Origin of the sequence: Burkholderia sp. Ac-20353, from assembly GCF_017104785.1 — a bacterium.
Taxonomy (GTDB): Bacteria; Pseudomonadota; Gammaproteobacteria; order Burkholderiales; family Burkholderiaceae; genus Burkholderia.
In genome coordinates, this window is the sequence record NZ_JAAGPL010000024.1 from 53,215 (window position 1) to 70,168 (window position 16,954).

The 16,954-nt window shown below is 62.4% G+C and carries 14 protein-coding genes and 1 pseudogene; 8 read left to right on the plus strand and 7 right to left on the minus strand.

Going from position 1 to position 16,954, the window contains the following annotated elements; genetic code table 11:
* Positions 1 to 38 precede the first annotated feature (38 nt).
* From G3N94_RS11275 to G3N94_RS11285, 3 genes are read left to right on the plus strand one after another with little or no spacing between them, the layout of a single operon-like run.
* Entirely contained in the window at positions 39 to 689 is a 651-nt protein-coding gene (locus G3N94_RS11275; protein ID WP_205792459.1) for a DsbA family oxidoreductase, read from the plus strand.
* A gap of 10 nt (positions 690 to 699) precedes the next feature.
* A complete protein-coding gene (locus G3N94_RS11280) occupies positions 700 to 1,845 on the plus strand; it encodes an FAD binding domain-containing protein (protein WP_205792460.1) in 1,146 nt (381 codons plus the stop codon).
* 40 nt (positions 1,846 to 1,885) lie between these two features.
* The gene (locus tag G3N94_RS11285; protein WP_205792461.1) at positions 1,886 to 2,548 is read left to right on the plus strand and encodes a DsbA family protein; all 663 of its coding nucleotides are present in this window, start codon (positions 1,886 to 1,888) and stop codon (positions 2,546 to 2,548) included.
* A gap of 334 nt (positions 2,549 to 2,882) precedes the next feature.
* On the opposite strand, the gene G3N94_RS11290 is transcribed toward G3N94_RS11285, so the two are convergent.
* On the minus strand, positions 2,883 to 3,977 hold the full coding sequence (locus tag G3N94_RS11290; RefSeq protein WP_205792462.1) for an alkene reductase: 1,095 nt from the start codon (positions 3,975 to 3,977) through the stop codon (positions 2,883 to 2,885).
* Positions 3,978 to 4,348: 371 nt separating this feature from the next.
* Between G3N94_RS11290 and G3N94_RS11295 the strand changes: the two genes are divergently transcribed.
* A complete protein-coding gene (locus tag G3N94_RS11295) occupies positions 4,349 to 4,753 on the plus strand; it encodes a hypothetical protein (protein ID WP_241021757.1) in 405 nt (134 codons plus the stop codon).
* A 6-nt stretch (positions 4,754 to 4,759) separates the two neighbouring features.
* Here the strand turns inward: G3N94_RS11295 and G3N94_RS11300 are convergent, their stop codons facing one another.
* Positions 4,760 to 5,863 (minus strand): Gfo/Idh/MocA family oxidoreductase, encoded by a 1,104-nt coding sequence (locus tag G3N94_RS11300; protein WP_241021758.1) that lies wholly within the window; start codon positions 5,861 to 5,863, stop codon positions 4,760 to 4,762.
* A 243-nt stretch (positions 5,864 to 6,106) separates the two neighbouring features.
* On the opposite strand from G3N94_RS11300, the pseudogene G3N94_RS11305 reads away from it, so the two are divergent.
* Positions 6,107 to 6,613: pseudogene (locus tag G3N94_RS11305) on the plus strand (LLM class flavin-dependent oxidoreductase); the annotation flags it as partial.
* 47 nt (positions 6,614 to 6,660) lie between these two features.
* Here G3N94_RS11305 and G3N94_RS11310 read toward each other — a convergent pair.
* From G3N94_RS11310 to G3N94_RS11325, 4 genes are all read right to left on the minus strand, one after another.
* Positions 6,661 to 6,960, minus strand: a complete 300-nt coding sequence (locus G3N94_RS11310) for an AzlD family protein (RefSeq protein WP_205792463.1) — start codon at positions 6,958 to 6,960, stop codon at positions 6,661 to 6,663.
* A complete protein-coding gene (locus G3N94_RS11315) occupies positions 6,957 to 7,607 on the minus strand; it encodes an AzlC family ABC transporter permease (protein WP_241021763.1) in 651 nt (216 codons plus the stop codon). The genes G3N94_RS11310 and G3N94_RS11315 overlap by 4 nt, the downstream gene beginning before the upstream one ends.
* A gap of 280 nt (positions 7,608 to 7,887) precedes the next feature.
* On the minus strand, positions 7,888 to 8,472 hold the full coding sequence (locus tag G3N94_RS11320; protein ID WP_241021759.1) for a TetR/AcrR family transcriptional regulator: 585 nt from the start codon (positions 8,470 to 8,472) through the stop codon (positions 7,888 to 7,890).
* Between the two features lie 129 nt (positions 8,473 to 8,601).
* Positions 8,602 to 10,062: a TolC family protein gene (locus tag G3N94_RS11325; RefSeq protein ID WP_205792465.1), complete on the minus strand. Its 1,461-nt coding sequence runs from the start codon at positions 10,060 to 10,062 to the stop codon at positions 8,602 to 8,604.
* An 88-nt stretch (positions 10,063 to 10,150) separates the two neighbouring features.
* On the opposite strand from G3N94_RS11325, the gene G3N94_RS11330 reads away from it, so the two are divergent.
* The 3 genes from G3N94_RS11330 to G3N94_RS11340 all read left to right on the plus strand — a co-directional run bounded on the left by G3N94_RS11330 (position 10,151) and on the right by G3N94_RS11340 (position 15,103).
* Positions 10,151 to 10,768 carry a TetR/AcrR family transcriptional regulator gene (locus G3N94_RS11330; RefSeq protein WP_205792466.1) on the plus strand — a complete coding sequence of 206 codons (618 nt, stop codon included), beginning with the start codon at positions 10,151 to 10,153 and terminating at the stop codon, positions 10,766 to 10,768.
* 82 nt (positions 10,769 to 10,850) lie between these two features.
* Complete coding sequence (locus G3N94_RS11335; protein ID WP_205792467.1) at positions 10,851 to 11,966, plus strand: efflux RND transporter periplasmic adaptor subunit; 1,116 nt, start codon at positions 10,851 to 10,853, stop codon at positions 11,964 to 11,966.
* A complete protein-coding gene (locus tag G3N94_RS11340; protein ID WP_205792468.1) occupies positions 11,963 to 15,103 on the plus strand; it encodes an efflux RND transporter permease subunit in 3,141 nt (1,046 codons plus the stop codon). Before G3N94_RS11335 ends, G3N94_RS11340 begins: the two co-directional genes overlap by 4 nt.
* Before the next feature lie 109 nt (positions 15,104 to 15,212).
* On the opposite strand, the gene G3N94_RS11345 is transcribed toward G3N94_RS11340, so the two are convergent.
* A complete protein-coding gene (locus tag G3N94_RS11345) occupies positions 15,213 to 16,673 on the minus strand; it encodes an ISNCY family transposase (RefSeq protein ID WP_205792469.1) in 1,461 nt (486 codons plus the stop codon).
* Between the last annotated feature and the right edge of the window lie 281 nt (positions 16,674 to 16,954).

The following is a 16,954-nucleotide window of genomic DNA, read 5'->3' on the forward strand; positions in this document are numbered from 1 at the left end:
GCCCCTATCTTCTCGTCATGAATTCACTGGAGGTTGTCATGAAGAAGCAGGAGATCACGCTGACTTACGATTTCATCTGCCCGTGGTGCTGGATCGCTGAACGCCGGCTCGCACGGGTCGTAGATGACCTGGGGCTTGCGGATGCCGTCGACGCACGGATTGTTCCGTACGAACTGAACCCGGCGATGCCGGTCGAGGGGATGGATCGCAACGCATATCGGACCGCCAAATTCGGTAGCTGGGCGCGGTCGCAAGCAATGGATGCGCACGTAGCCGAAGCCGGACGGGCCGAGGGCCTTCAGTTCCACTACGCGATCGTCGATCGAACGCCGAACACGCTATTGGCCCACCGCCTGGTGTGGTTTGCGCAGCGCAACGGCAATGCGTCCGGTCTCGTCGATGCATTGTTCGGTGCCTATTTCAGGGACGGCCGCGATATCGGCGATGCCGCAGTCCTGATCGATATCGCAGCCGAAGCCGGCCTCGACGCTGATGCAGTGACGGCCTTCCTCGCCTCCGATGAAGGCACGACCGAAATCCGTGCGCTCGAAGCAGAAGCCATTCGGCAGGGGATCGGCTCGGTCCCGTCGATGCAGATCGGCCAGACCGTGATCACCGGCGCACAACCCGACGCGGTATTCCGCGATGCGTTTGCCGACGCTGTCGGCGCGCTCGCCATCATCGAATAAGGAGGCCGCCATGCCGGTCAATACGAAGAAACCTCGGGCGCTCGTCATTGGCGGTTCGCTGGCGGGCCTTTTCGCTGCAAACAGCTTGCTGAAGTCCGGATGGGACGTGGACGTGTTCGAACGCTCGCCGAGCGCACTCGACAGTCGTGGCGGCGGCATCGTGCTGCAACCGCAGGTCGTCGAAGCGATCAACGGCGCCGGGCTGGGCTCCGGTTCGCCGCTCGGCGTGCTGTCGCGAGACCGCGTGTATCTCGACCGCAGCGGCAAGGTGCTGCACCGCACGTTCATGCCGCAGACGCAAACGTCCTGGAACACGCTCTATCGCAATCTCATCAAGGGTATTCCGGCCGAGCGCTACCATCGCGGACAGCGCCTCGTGTCGTTCAGTCAGGGCAACGGGCATGTGACCGCACGTTTCCTGAACGGCCGGGTCGAGGAGGGTGATCTCCTGATTGGTGCCGATGGCGCGGATTCCACGGTTCGCTCGATTCTTCTGCCCGATGTCGAGCTCACCTATTCCGGTTACGTCGTGTGGCGGGGCCTCGTTCCGGAAAACGCCGTATCGCCGGAAACGGCAACCGCATTGACCGAGAAGTTCGTGTTCCAGCAAGACCCGGAATCGCTGATGCTGCAGTATCTGGTGCCCGGTGAGGACGGTTCCGCGAAACCAGGGGAGCGGCGCTTCAACTGGCTTTGGTATCTGAAAGCGGAACAAGGAACGGCACTCGACGGGACCCTGACCGACCGCGACGGCAAGCGACGCGCGCATTCGGTTCCGCCAGGCATGCTTGCTCCGGCCAAAGAGCGCTACATCCGCGAATACGCTGAGGCGCACGCCAATCCGGCATTCAAGGAACTGGTGCGGAAAACCGACGAAATCTTCGTCCAGGCGATCGTCGATCTCGCGGTACCTCGGATGGTGTTTGGCCGAGTGATTCTGCTTGGCGATGCCGCATTTGTCCCAAGGCCACACACTGCGGGAAGCACGGCGAAAGCGGCGGAGAATTCGCTGACCCTTGAAGCTGCGCTGCACGCTTTCCCGGACGACATTGACGCCGCCTTGCAATCCTGGGAGGCAGATCAGTTGAACTCAGGCCAACGGATGATCGATTGGGGCGTGCATATGGGCAACCGCCTGATGAGCGTCAACGATTGACCGTGATGCGCGGCTTGTATCCCGATAACCGGAGGTAGAGATGTCTGAATCAACCTTGCACTATCTGTACGATCCATATTGCGGCTGGTGCTTCGGTGCGTCGCCGATGCTCACGGCTGCCCAGCAGATCGACGGACTCCATGTCGAGCCGCATAGCGTCGGAATGTTGGCCGGTCCGCGCCGCCAGATGATGTCGCCGGAATGGCGCGACTTCGTTCGGCCGCATGAAAAGAGAATCACCGCACTCAGTCACGTCGAGTTCGGCGCACCGTACGTCGAACACGTACAGGAAGATCCTTCCATCGTGCTCGACTCCGGTATGCCGACAGCGGCCATGCTGGCGGCCGAGAGCTTGTCCGGGCGCGGCCTGGAAATGCTCAAACGCCTGCAACGTGCGTACTACGTCGACGGACTGCCGATCGCCGAGCGGAACGTCATCCTGGACCTGGCCGCAGAGCTCGGATTCGAAAAGGACGGTTTCGCCCGGGCATTCGACGATGCAGTCGATCACACGCTGGACGCGCACATCGATGCAAGCAACAACCTTCTTTCGTCGCTCGGCGCACGCGGCTTTCCGGCATTCTCGCTCCAGATCGGGGACAGGAGCGAGACGTTACCGCTCGGCCGCTACTATGGGAAGCCCGAGCGATTCGCAGAGGATATCCGGGCCAAGATCGCTGCTGCGCGATCTGACAAGGTATGAGGCGCACCGGATCCGTGCGACCGACCCCAAGGTCGCACGCGTAGCGTCCTGAGCGCGGTGCCAAAGAAGCGATACGAAAAGGCTGGGTTCCGTAACACATGGAACCCGGCCTTGTATTTTTATATTCCTCGTTTCGCCTTGCGTGGCGACACGCGGACACGTGGACTCTCGGAAAACGCGGTGGGGAAGAGCCGGCAGGCCGGGTTGATGCCGGCCCGATGGTGACTCGGCGACGGACAGCGCCGTCAGCGTGAATTCTCCCGACCCGCTTGCGTCACGGCATGCCGCGCTTCAGCATGCTCGACCGCGGGCCGGGATGTCGCTCGATCGCGGGTTACTCGTGCGGAGGATAGTCGGTATAGCCCGTCTCGTCCCCACCGTACCAGCCATACGACTCCGGCTTGGTCAACGGGGTGCTGTTGCCGATTCGGCTAACGAGATCGGGGTTGGAAATATACAGGCGCCCGAACGCGACAAGATCGACTTGCCCGTCGTCGACCAGTTGGGAAGCCTGATCGACACCGATTCCACCGTTGGCAATCACGGTTCCCGAAAAACGTGGACGGACGATGTCGAGAATCTTCGGCAAGTCCGGCGCACCTGCCCATCCATTCGTATCCGCAATGTGGGTATACGCGACCTTGAAACCCTCGAGCATGTCGGCGACGTGAGAGTACGTCGCAGCCGGATCCGGATCGCGAACGTTGTTGTATTCCGCGAACGGCGAAATTCGCACGCCGACGCGACCGATCGGCATGACCTCGGAAACGTTCTCGAGGATTTCCTTCAGGAATCGCGCCCGATTTTCGACGCTGCCACCATATTCATCGTCCCGGTGATTGATCGTCGGCGACAGGAACTGGTGGGGCAGATAACCGTTTGCGGCATGAATCTCGACGCCGTCAAAGCCAACGGCCCGAGCGTGTTCCGCACCCCGCCGGAACTCCTGGATAACCTGTTGCACTTCCGCGTGGGTCATCGCGCGGGACGGCGTCGCATGGATCTTCGTATAAGCGCCATTGGCCAGTTGCGCCCAGACCTGGAGCTTCTCCAGGTCGTCGTTCACGCCGGACGGGGAAAGCGGCTGAGCGCCGTTCAACAGCGCAAACGAGCTGACGCGCCCCGAATGCCAGAGCTGGAGGAATATCTTGCCTCCGGCCTCATGGATCCGGTCGACGACATGCTTCCAGCCCTGGACCTGGGCGTCGGTATAGATGCCCGGCGCCCGTTCGAACGCATTGGACCACCGGCTCACGTTCGTTGCTTCCGAAATGATCAGGCCCGAACTGGCGCGCTGGACATAGTACTGGCCGTTAAGCTCCGTCGGAACGTCGCACTCTCCGGCACGGCTGCGCGTCATGGGTGCCATCACGACACGGTTGGCAAGCTCCAGATCACCGATCTGGATTCGGTCAAGAAGCGTAGGCATAGGGCCTCCTCGAGAAGAAATTTGACCGTATCAGGGGGGAAATCTGCATCGATTTGCATTGCTGGAAAGTATAAATTATCGACAGATAAATTAAAGATCAAAGACGCTGACCCGGGAGATGCAGGACGATGGGGGGAACGGGCGAGAGCCCCGCCAGCAAACGCTCGGCGGCAGATGGCCGGCGATGAGCAAAGAAGCTTTGCGGTCGGCGCAACGCCGTTGACGTCCCGGTCGTCGTCGATCGCCAACGCAGATGCCGTCGTCACGACAATCTTTTATGATGGAACGTCGCACGGATACTGGCGGGCGGCGAAACACGTCGCACCGGCCGCCACCGAAAGGATGACAGCAGTCCGAAGAGGCGAGCCGCTATGAATTCCGAAACACATTCCCACCGAACAGAGCACTGCACACGCATCCGGATCGCGCTGCTCAATTTGCACAGAACGCTGGTCGAGCTCGAACGGCGCGAGTACGAGAAGGTGTATGGGCACCAGTCCGCTGGCGACTTTCTTCAGGTGATGGCCTTCGACGATTCGATGAAGTGGCTGGAACCGCTCAGCCGGCTCATCGTCATGCTCGACGAAGCGCTGGATCAGCAGGGGGAACTGGAGCTGACGCCGACGGTGGTCGTGGCAAGAGCGCGGGAATTGCTCAAGCTGGACCGAGAGTCGACGGACGCATTCGCGACGCGATATCTGCACCACTTCGACAGCTCGGCCGACCTCGCGGTCGACCACACTGCATTGTTGAAACTGATCGGCACGGTTGCATAGCGGAGGTCATGTCAAGGCGATCGATACGCCCCCGGCGTTGGCAGATTCGAGCAAGGCATCCAGGATCCGTTGCGTCTTCATTGCCACGTCGGGCCAGAATCGATCGCGCTTTCCGGTGAGCACCAGGTCGGCGAAGGTCCGAAACAGGCCGGACTCCTGTGCGGAAGGGTGATTGTTGCTGTACTCCGGCAGCGAGATCGTCCGCTCGTGCCGCTCCAGATTGAAATAGCAGCCGCTTCCACCGAAGCTGTCGTTCCCCACGGCAAACGACACTTCATTTCCATAGTGCGGCAGAACGAAGTCCTTCAGGTGCAGGTACCCCTTCGAGCCGCTGATGTATGCCCATTGCTGACGGCTCGTGTTGAACGCGTTGTATAGCGTGGCCGTCACACCGCCGGCAAACTGCAGCGCGCCCTCGAACTCGACCGGCGTCACGCCCGAGCCATCGGGCCTTTGTACACCGTTCAGGATGCGACCACGCACTTCGACCGGCATTGCATAGTTCAATGCGAACAGAATGAGGCGGATGTTGTACCAGCCGACATCGCCGAGGCAACCGGCCGGTTCCACCACGCTGTTGCGCTGAATCCATGCATCGTCTGCGACGAAGCTGAAGTGGCTGGCAATGCGACGGATATCGCCGACGCTCGTACCGTCGTCGAGTATCGAGCGCATGCTCTGCAGTCGCGACGAATGCTGGAACATGACACCATCCATGACCTGCACGCCCGACGCATCCGCAGCGTCGACAATGCGCTGGAGATCCGTTGCATCAATGCCGCAGGGTTTCTCGATGACGATGTGCTTGCCCGCCTGCGCGGCCGTGACGGCCCATTCGGTCCGGACGGCAGTCGGCAACGGAATGTAAAGGGCGTCGATATCCTTGCGAGCGATCAGCGCCTCATACCCCGAGACCGCCTCGACAGGGTAAGCGGTCGGTACCGACGCCTGGCATTCGTCGATGAACCGCTGCGCGGTCTCGCCCGAACGGCTGCCAACCGCAACGATACGGCTGTTCCCGGCGTTGATGATCGAATGCCAGTTCTTTTTGGCGATGCTTGCCGCGCCCAGAATGCCCCACCGGCAAGATTCCTCAGCAGTTGCCATCATTCACGCCTCCCCGTTCACGTAGTCGATTCACGCCGACGAGGATTGCGAGGCCCCGGTCGGTGCACGTCAGCGACACTGCGAGTCGCTTCCAGCGTCATGGCTGAATGAATAAATTTCTCCCGTGACCGTCGCGAACACAGGCGACGCCGGACGCAATGCGCAGCGAATTCGTGCATCGTAGCCGTCGTCCCGGAGCAGGCCAAACGATCTTTATTTGCCTCCTTGTTAGTAAAATTTGACGAGAGCGACGCGAAGGAGAAATACCATGCACTGCAGCAGCACTATCACCTGCACGCGCAGCTCGTCAGCTATGCGGGCGACACGGGCATCGACATCGACCGCTATGCGGACGACGAGCCGCTGACGACGCAAACCGAAGGACTCACGTCTTACGTGGTGCGGCCAGACGGTAGCGGCAAGCCGCTGACCGCGGGTGACGTGCGGCGCAAGTTCGCGAGTGTTACGCGGGGCACCGACCTGATCCTCGTTGGCTCGCCGGATGAAGTCGCCGATCAGATCGCCGAGCACGCGCTGCAATCGACGACGAGCGGCTACATGCTTAATCCGCCGATCAGCCCCGGCACGCTGGACGATTTCGCGGAGCTGATCGTGCCGGAATTGAAGAAGCGCGGCCTGTACCGGACGACGGCTCCGGCCGGCACCTTCCGTTCGCGCCTGGGAGGAGGCAATCGACTGCCGGATAGCGCCTATGGCGCGTCATTCCGGCAGGATGGGGCGGGCGAGCGCTGACGATCGCGACGTGTCAACGAGCAACTGGCTGTCGGCCGAAATTCCACTCAACCGATAACGTGCCGCAGCAATCCCGCGGTGGCAACCCCGATGACGACTGTCGGCAACATCGGCAGGCGCGTCGCGGCGAGCAGCGTCATGGCCAGCGCGATCAGGTCGGCCGGTTTGCCGGAAACGAAGTGCGGAGCAATCACGGAAATCATCACGCAACCCGGTGCTGCCTCCATCACCGTGACGGCCCGCGGACTCAATTTGCGATTGCGAAAGACCATGTAGCCGGCCACGCGCGTCGCATAGGTGGATGCGGCCATTAGCACGATAGTCAAAAGGGTCATCGGATCGATCACGATATCTCTCCGAGAAACCATGCGGCAACCAGCCCGGAGATGGCGCCCGCGAGGACGTACCATGCCCCGGGCAGCATCAGGTACGTCGCGGCCGCAACGGCGAGGGATACCATCCACGGTCGCGCGGCGCGCAAGCCCTTCCACATCCCTCGCAACAGCACGAGAAATACCGCGGGGAAAGCCATCTGGAAGCCCCAGACCTCAACATCGCCGATCGTCGGGCCAAGGGCGGCCCCGACCGAGGTCGACACCACCCAGGTCACGTAGAGTCCCAGCGACACGCCGAGGTAGTAGCGCAGGCAGAACGCGTCGGCCAGGCCGGCTTTCGCGCGCTGACGCGCATCGGCCAATCCCATCGCCCAACTCTCGTCGCACATGAAGAACAGCGCAGGCAGCACTTCGCGTCTGGGGAGGCGCTGGAGGAAGGGCGCCAGAACCGCGCCCATGAGCAGATGCCTGCTGTTGACCAACAACGTAACGGCCACGATCAGCAGTACGTGTGGCGGAGTCGTCCATAGCGAAACGGCGGCGAACTCCGAGCCGCCCCCGAAGTTGAGGCCCGTCATGAGAGGCACTTCAAATGGATGAAAGCCCTTTTGCTCGGCTTGCGCACCCAATACCAGCGCGAAGGCTGCGAATCCGGCCATGACGGGCACGGCGTCTTTCAAGCCTCGCACGAGGTCGTCGGTGTCATGTGTCGATGTGCCGGCAGGGCGGCACGAGGAAATGCTGTCCATCAGTGATAATACGAATTGCGTGATCGAGTTGATATTTTCGACCAAAATCTCCGGCATTTGGTTGCGTTTATGCCCGTATTTTTTGTATTTTTGGCATCCGATGTGCAGTGTTATAGAAATCGTGGACTTGGGTGCTAATATTTTTTTGGTGGCGCATGCCGAAAATCTGTCCCCGATATACCGCCCCTGGTCACTGACGTCCCAGCATGTCAAGCATCCATTCATCAACGAGCATCCGCATGAACACGTCGTTCAGGTTCTTTCTGGTCGGCGCGTTCGGCAACGCGTCAGCGATCGTCATGTTGAAGTACCGGATGCCGTCCATCAGTGCGATCGCGACAAGCGCGCGGTCTGCATAAGAGTGGGGCAGCCGCACGCCGATGCGCTCACCGCACCGTTCGATGAAGGACACGATGAGATCGCGCCTTTCGACGCAGAGGGCGTTCATGCGTTGCCGGAAACTCGCGTCGCGCATTGCGTGCAGACGCGCCTCGGCCCAGATGATGTAGCTGTCGTCGTCGCGGTAATACCGCTCGACCAGCGACGCGAGCTGCGTTTGCGGGTCTTCGCCTGGCGGCGTGGCATCGAGCAACGCTTGGATGGCTTCCCGGAAGTGCTGGTGATCCGCCCGAAGCAGCTCGACGAACATATCGACTGTGTTGCTGAAGTTCGAGTAAAACGCGCCGCGGGTATAGCCGGCCCGCGCAACGATGTCCTCCACGCTGGTTGCAGCAAACCCTTTCTCGGCGATGCGCAGCGCTGCCGCATCGAGCAAGCGCCGCCGCGTTCGCTCGCGATTTTCTGTTCGCGTCAGCCGTTTTGGTAAAGGCGACAAAGCGCTCATCCCGGTGGGCGGCAACGGCCCGAAGCGGTATTCGGTGAAAGTCGCTTGGTCCCGCGCTTGCTATTTGCTCGCGACCGCTTCGAGTTCACCAGGCTGCCAACCGCCACCGAGCGCCTTGAACGCAGCCACCGCCGCGCGTGCCGATTCGGTTTGTGCCTGCACCCGTTCATCGGATGCGCGCAGCAGGCGCTCGTCGGCCTGCAACACTTCGACCAGGCTGACGACGCCATTCTGATATGCCGCAAACGACGCACCACGCGCCCGCCCGAGCGAGTTCACGCCGGACGCGAGCACGGTTGCCTGCTCGTCGCGTTTCACCAGTGCGGAGAACGCGTTTTCCACGTCCTCGGTCGCATGAAGCACGGCAAGCCGATAGGCGGCCAGGTTTTCTGCTGTCTGGCCCTTGGCCTGTTGGATCTGCGCGTTGATGCGACCGAAATCAAACAGGCGCCAGCGCAACCCGATCACGCCCGCGGCCTGATTCGCACCGCTCGAGAACAGGTTGCCACTGGCCACGGAGGTGGCGCTGCCGATCAATCCACTGAGCGACAGTTTGGGGTAGTACTCGGCGATGGCGACCCCGATGCGTGCGTTCGATGCCGCAAGGCGGCGCTCGGCCACGATCAGGTCGGGCCTGCGTGTCAGCAATTCGCCCGGAGATCCGGTAGCCGTGATCCGCGGGGTGGCCGGGATACCGCCAGCATCGGCCAGTTCGGCACGATGCGTACCGGGCTGCGAACCCAGCATGACATCCAGCGCGTTCATCGCGGCCTCCAGGCCGGTCTCCAGAACCGGGACGGACGCCTGAACTTGGGCGAGAGCGCCTTCGGCCTGGTTCACTTGAAGTTCGGCCGCCAGTCCCTTGCCATACAGAAGCCTGATGGTGGAGAGCAGATCCTGTTGCGTCCGCACCTGATCGCGCGCCACCCGCAGACGCGCCTGCAACCCGCGAATGCTGATGTAGATGTCGGCCGTTTGCGCGGCCACGGCCAATCGCGTCGCCACAGCACCCGCCTCCGACGCCCGATAGTCGGCGAGCGCCGCTTCTCGTCCACGACGCAGTCCCCCGAACACGTCCAGTTCCCAGCTTGCGTTGAAGTTGGCCTCGTAGTCATTGCCGTGGCGATCGAAGTCGGGCGCCGAATTCAACACGCGCCCCAATGGTGTTTCGACCGATTGATAGACGCGCGCCGCCTGGCCGCTGACCTCGCCCGACGGCAACAGCGCGGCGTTGGCTGCCCCGAGTCCCGCACGTGCCTGCGTAACGCGGGCCATGGCCTGCGCAAGATCGAGGTTCTGTTCCAGTGCCAGCGCCACGAACCGAGTCAGCTGCGGGTCCTCAAAGCCGGCCCACCAGATGGCGAGGTCTGAAGAGGCGCTCGCATGCCGCTGATCGACCGCGGCCTGGCCTTGAAATCGATCGGGCATCGCGACCTCGGGCTGAACATAATCGGGACCGACCGCACAGCCTGTCAGGACGCTCGCGGCAGTCAACACTGCGAGAATATTTTTACGGGGCATGGGTGCTCGCTGGCATAACCAAGGAGTGACCATAATACCAAATGGTCACTGGTTGTCCATGAGAGAAACTGGCGGTAATCTTGAGCCCATGAAAAATGCCGACCTTTCCCCCATCCCGGCGCGTGGCCCGGCCGACCACGACGTACGCGATCAGATCGTTGCCGCCGCCACCGAGCACTTCAGCCAGTACGGCTACGAAAAGACGACGGTCTCCGATCTGGCCCGTGCCATCGGTTTTTCGAAGGCCTATATCTACAAATTTTTCGAGTCGAAACAAGCCATCGGCGAAATGATCTGCGCCAACTGCCTGAGCCAGATCGAAGCCGAGGTGCGGGCGGCAGTCGGGGAGGCCGATTTGCCCTCCGAGAAGCTGCGGCGGGTGTTCAAGGTCTTCACCGAAGCGAGCCTTCGCCTGTTTTTCCAGGACCGCAAGCTGTACGAAATCGCCGCATCCGCGGCCACAGAAAACTGGCAGTCGGTCATTGCCTACGAAGCGCGCGTCCAGGCGCTGCTGCAGGAGATCCTGCTGGAGGGCAGGCAGCGCGGCGACTTCGAGCGCAAGACGCCGCTCGACGAAACCACGATGGCGATCTATCTGGTGATGCGCCCCTACCTCAACCCGCTGCTGCTGCAGCACAACTTCGATTACACCGCCGTCGCGCCCGCGCAATTGTCCAGCCTCGTGCTCCGCAGCCTGTCACCATGATGCGATCGAGATTGTGACCATTGACTAATTTGGTCACTAGAATCAAAATGAAAGTCCCAATTACTTCGTCAATGGGACTTTCATGCTTTGGCGTCGCCTCGCTCTCTCCGCAGTCGCTTCCACGCTGCCACTTGCGCTAGTCGCTTGCAGTGGAAAAGTACCGTCCGATCCGCGCACCGAGGCCCCCCTCGTGCGTACTGCCGTCGTGCAGGCAGCAGCCCCGGCCTCCCGCTCGTTCACAGGAACCGTCGCCGCACGTGTACAGAGCGATCTTGGGTTTCGCGTCTCCGGCAAGGTGCTTGAACGGCTCGTCGACACCGGACAATCGGTCAAGCGCGGTCAGCCGCTGATGCGCATCGATCCCGTCGACCTGAAGCTGGCGGCGCGCGCACGCCAGGACGCAGTCACCGCGGCGCGAGCACGGGCACTGCAGACTGCACAGGACGAGAACCGCTACCGCGAACTGCGCGGCACCGGTGCGATATCGGCATCGGCCTATGATCAGATCAAGGCGGCGGCAGATGCCGCCCAAGCCCAGCTCAGCGCCGCGGAGGCTGACGCCAACGTCGCGCGCAATGCAACCGGCTATGCCGAGCTCGTTGCTGACGGCGACGGCGTCGTCATGGAAACGCTGGCGGAACCGGGGCAGGTCGTCAGCGCGGGCCAGCCTGTGGTGCGCCTCGCCCATGCCGGCCGGCGGGAAGTCGTCATCCAGTTGCCGGAAACCCTGCGCCCGGCCGTCGGCTCGATCGCGCAGGCTGCGCTGTTCGGCAAGCAGGGCGTGATCGTTCCCGCGACGCTGCGCCAGCTATCCGATACCGCCGATCCTCGTACGCGCACCTTCGAAGCGCGCTATGTCCTGCAGGGTGCGTTGGCCGCCGCACCGCTCGGCGCGACCGCCACGATTGAGATACCGGACGCGCGCCCGGCGCTGCAAGGCGGCTTGCAGGTACCGATCGGCGCATTGCTGGATGCCGGCAAAGGGCCCGGGGTGTGGATCATCAACGGCGAGCCGGCCAAGGTTGCGTGGCGGCCGGTCGCGGTCGATCATCTGGACGACGACAGCGCCCGCGTATCCGGCGCACTCAAGCAAGGCGACCGCGTCGTCGCGCTCGGCGCCCAGTTGCTGCGTGAAGGCGAACAGGTGCGCGTGTCCGGCCAGGCCATCGCGATGGCAGGCGAGGGGGCCCGTCCGTGAGCGAAGGTCGATTCAATCTGTCGGCGCTCGCCGTGCGCGAGCGCGCCATCACCCTGTTCCTGATCTGCCTGATTTCGTTGGCCGGGCTCGTTTCCTTCTTCAAGCTGGGCCGCGCGGAAGACCCGGTGTTCACGGTCAAGGTGATGACCATCATCACCGCATGGCCTGGCGCCACCGCGCAGGAAATGCACGACCAGGTCGCAGAGAAGATCGAAAAGCGCATGCAGGAGCTGCGCTGGTACGACCGGACCGAGACCTATACGCGCCCCGGCCTGGCCTTCACGACCTTGACGTTGCTCGACAGCACGCCGCCGTCAGAAGTGCAGGAGCAGTTCTATCAGGCTCGAAAAAAGATCGGCGACGAGGCGAACAATCTTCCGTCGGGCGTCATCGGGCCGATGGTCAACGACGAATACGCCGACGTCACGTTCGCACTCTTCGCGCTGAAGGCCAAGGGCGAGCCGCAGCGCCTGCTAGTACGCGACGCGGAGACGCTGCGTCAACGGCTGCTGCATGTGCCTGGGGTGAAGAAGGTCAACATCATCGGCGAGCAGGCCGAGCGCATCTATATCCAACTGTCGCACGACCGGCTCGCCACGCTCGGCGTCAGCCCGCAGGACGTGTTCGCCGCGCTCAACGGCCAGAACGCGCTGACGCCGGCCGGCTCCGTCGAGACGCGCGGGCCGGAAATCTTCATTCGCCTGGACGGCGCATTCGACAAGCTGCAGAAGATTCGCGACACGCCGATCGTCTCGCAGGGTCGCACGCTGAAGCTGTCGGACATCGCCACCGTCGAGCGCGGCTATGAAGATCCGGCGACGTTCATGATCCGCAACAACGGCGAACCGGCGCTGCTGCTGGGCATCGTGATGCGCGACGGCTGGAACGGGCTCGACCTCGGCAAGGCACTGGACAGCGAGGTCGGCGCTATCAATGCCGGGTTGCCGCTGGGCATGAGCGTCACCAAGGTCACGGATCAGGCCGTGAACATCAGCTCGGCGGTCAACGAGTTCATGGTCAAGTTCTTCGCCGCGCTGCTGGTGGTCATGCTCGTGAGTTTCGTCAGCATGGGCTGGCGCGTGGGCCTCGTCGTTGCGGCTGCCGTACCGTTGACGCTGGCGATGGTCTTCGTCGTGATGGCCGCAACGGGCAAAAACTTCGATCGCATCACGCTGGGATCGCTGATCCTCGCGCTCGGGCTACTTGTCGACGACGCGATCATCGCGATCGAAATGATGGTGGTGAAGATGGAGGAGGGCTATAGCCGCGTGGCCGCCTCTGCCTATGCGTGGAGCCACACTGCGGCGCCGATGCTGTCGGGCACCCTGGTGACGGCGGTCGGCTTCATGCCCAACGGATTCGCACGTTCCTCGGCCGGCGAATACACCAGCAACATGTTCTGGATCGTCGGCATAGCGTTGATCGCATCGTGGGTCGTCGCGGTGGTCTTCACGCCCTATCTCGGCGTCAAGATGCTGCCCGACTTCGAGAAGGTCGAAGGCGGCCACGACGCACTGTACGACACGCCGCGCTATAACCGTTTTCGCCAGTTGCTGGCGCGCGTGATCGCACGCAAATGGCTGGTCGCTGGAACGGTCGTCGGCCTCTTCACGTTGGCTATCCTCGGTATGGCGGTCGTCAAGAAGCAGTTCTTTCCCGTCTCCGATCGCCCCGAAGTGCTCATCGAGGTGCAGATGCCCTATGGGACGTCGATCTCGCAAACCAGCGCCGCCACAGCCAAGGTCGAGGCATGGCTTGCCGGACAAAAGGAAGCCCGGATCGTCACTGCCTACGTCGGGCAAGGTGCGCCACGCTTTTATCTTGCGATGGGACCGGAACTGCCTGACCCGTCGTTCGCGAAGGTCGTGGTCCGCACGGACAGTCAGGATGAGCGCGATGCGTTGAAGGAGCGGCTGCGGCGCGCCATCGCCGACGGTCTTGCGCCGGAAGCGCGCGTGCGCGTCACGCAACTCGTGTTCGGCCCGTATTCGCCGTTCCCGGTGGCCTACCGGATCACGGGCCCCGATCCCGACAAGCTGCGCGGCATCGCCGCCGACGTTCAGCGCGTGATGGTCGGCAGCCCGATGATGCGCACGGTCAATGCCGACTGGGGCACGCGCGCGCCGACGCTTCACTTTACGTTGCAACAGGACCGTCTGCAGGCGGTGGGATTGACGTCCAGCGCCGTCGCGCAGCAACTGCAGTTCCTGCTGACCGGTGTGCCGGTCACTGCCGTGCGTGAGGATATTCGCACCGTACATGTCGTCGCGCGATCGGCGGGCGATGTGCGTCTCGATCCAGCGCGGCTCGGCGACTTCACGCTGGCGGGCGCCAACGGACAACGCATCCCGCTGTCGCAGATCGGCAAGGTCGACGTCCGGATGGAGGAGCCGATCATGCGCTGGCGCGATCGCGAGCCGACGATCACCGTGCGCGGCGACATCGCCGACGGCCTGCAGCCGCCGGATGTCTCGACCGCAATCAGCAAGCAGCTTCAGCCGATCATGGCCAAGCTGCCCAGCGGATATCGCATCGAACAGGCGGGCTCGATCGAGGAGTCAGGCAAGGCGACGACGGCCATGGCGCCGCTGTTTCCGATCATGCTGGCGATTACGCTGGTCATCATCATCTTCCAGGTTCGTTCGATCTCCGCGATGGTGATGGTGTTCATGACCAGCCCGCTCGGCCTGATCGGGGTCGTGCCGACATTGATTCTGTTCGGGCAGCCGTTCGGCATCAATGCGCTGGTCGGTCTCATCGCGCTGTCGGGCATCCTGATGCGCAACACGCTGATTCTGATCGGGCAGATCCACCAGAACGAACACGCGGGACTGGATCCGTTCCATGCGGTCGTCGAAGCCACCGTGCAGCGTGCGCGTCCGGTGATCCTGACGGCCATGGCGGCGATTCTCGCGTTCATTCCACTGACCCATTCGGTGTTCTGGGGAACGCTGGCGTACACGCTGATCGGTGGAACGTTCGCCGGGACGATTCTGACTCTGGTATTCCTGCCGGCCATGTATTCGATCTGGTTCAAGATCCGACCCGACGATACCGCGGGTTCGCGCAGAGGCCGGCATGAGCCGACATCGCCTGCCGAACCAACGTTGCAGGATGCTCTCGAAGTGTCCAATTGAACACTTCATCATTGCGATTTGTCATACCCAGATTCAGATGTCCACTTCCCAGCTAATTAAAAATGTCCGGTTTTCGTGGGTTGTTGCCTTGTCTTTTACGGGTTAAGGATCACGCAGTGTCGAAGAGCTGGTCCTGAACGGGCAGGGCGCTCACGCTCGTTCCACTGTCCTTTGCAGACCGCCGGCCCGGTTTGCCGGGTGGCGGTTGCGCCTGTTTGCGCTTTGCCAGATCCACGATCACCTGCTCGACGTCCGCTTGCGTGAACTCGCGCTGCTTCTTCTTGCCCGGTTCGCGCTCTTTCCGGTTGGTCCGGGTCGAATCGCCCAAATGTGTTCGGGAGGGCGCCTTACCGATCCGGCTGTTATCGCGTTGTGCCTGAATCGCCTGCGCGACCTGCAGCGCGTGACTCAAACGCTTGTGTTCCACGATTGCACCCTGATCGATCTCGGCCAGCCGGTCGTACTGCCTGCAAGGCAGCACGCGTGCATCCGCCCGCAGTTCAATACGTCCATCCGGGTACTCCCAGACATCGATATATCGATCGATCAGCTTCCGGTTCTCCGGCGTGTCGTCCAGCAGGTACATCACCCGGTCGTACTGCACCGTCAGCGACTTCGTCACTTTCCGCGTTTCGCGCCACGTGAACACCAGATCCAGATCCTCGTCGGCGCGCAGCGGCCGGTGCGTGTCGAAGCTGCTCTTCGGTGACTTCGCAAAGCGTGCGTTGTAGGCCGCCATGAAGGAGGGCGCGTAAGCGTTGGCGTCGGCCACCGTGTTGATTCCGCGCAGCCGCAGTTCCTTCACCAGCCGATCCTGGAGCGTCAGGTGCGCGCGCTCGACGCGTCCCTTGGCCGGGCTGCTGTTCGCGCAGAACGCGTCGATGTTCAACTCGTACATCGCCCGGCCGAAATGCGTCACGCTGCGGCCAGTGCGCTCGGCGCTGGTGTTGCGAAACACGCTGTACTTATCGCTGTATAACGCCATCGGCTTACCGTGGCGTTCGATGTACGCATGGGTCGCCTCGAAGTAGCTGAAGGTCGACTCGGTCGCCGTGAAGTGCAACTGCATCAGCCGGCTCGTCGCGTCGTCCACGTACACCAGCAGCGTGCAGGCCGGCGCCCGGTCCTCGAACCACGCATGCTCGCTGCCGTCGATCTGCACCAGTTCGCCCAGGCACGCGCGCCGTGCCCGCGGCTGATAGATCTTCGGCGGGCGCTGCCGCCTCGGCACCCATAGGCCGGCATCCGTCATCAGCCGCCGCACCGTTTCCTTGGCGAGGCGGATGCCGTGGCACTCGTACAGCTTCTCGCAGGCCAGCGTCGGTCCGAAATCGGCGTAGCGGTCGCGGATGATCGTCAGCGCCCGTTGAGCCAGTTCCTCGTCCAATCGCCGGTTGCCAGGACTGCCACGCTTGCGCGAGGCCAGTCCCGCCGCACCAGACTCGCAGTAACGCTCCACCAGCCGCTGGACCTGTCGTACCGTCAAGCCCAGCCGTTCGGCCGCACGTCCGGGCTTCAAGCCCGTATCCACCACGGCCTGAATCACCTTCAGGCGGTCGAGTTCTCGCATGTTCAATGTCACCAGTGTTGTTCGCTGCAAGGCCGGCTCCACAGTCCCATGAGGAACCGGCAAGCATACCGAGGGCAAAACGCGACATTTCTTATATGGTCGCCTCCCATTTGCAAGGCGATTTTGATCGTGGCGGGGAGGGTGGTTGCGGACTTATATCCGGACTCGATCGCAGGACGTGCCTGCCGGCCCCGATGGATTTCGCCGCAAGGTTCCTAATCTAAATAGCGGACTCGAAGTCCGAGAAATGTCTCAGGCTTGCCCTTGCGCGGTCCAACCTG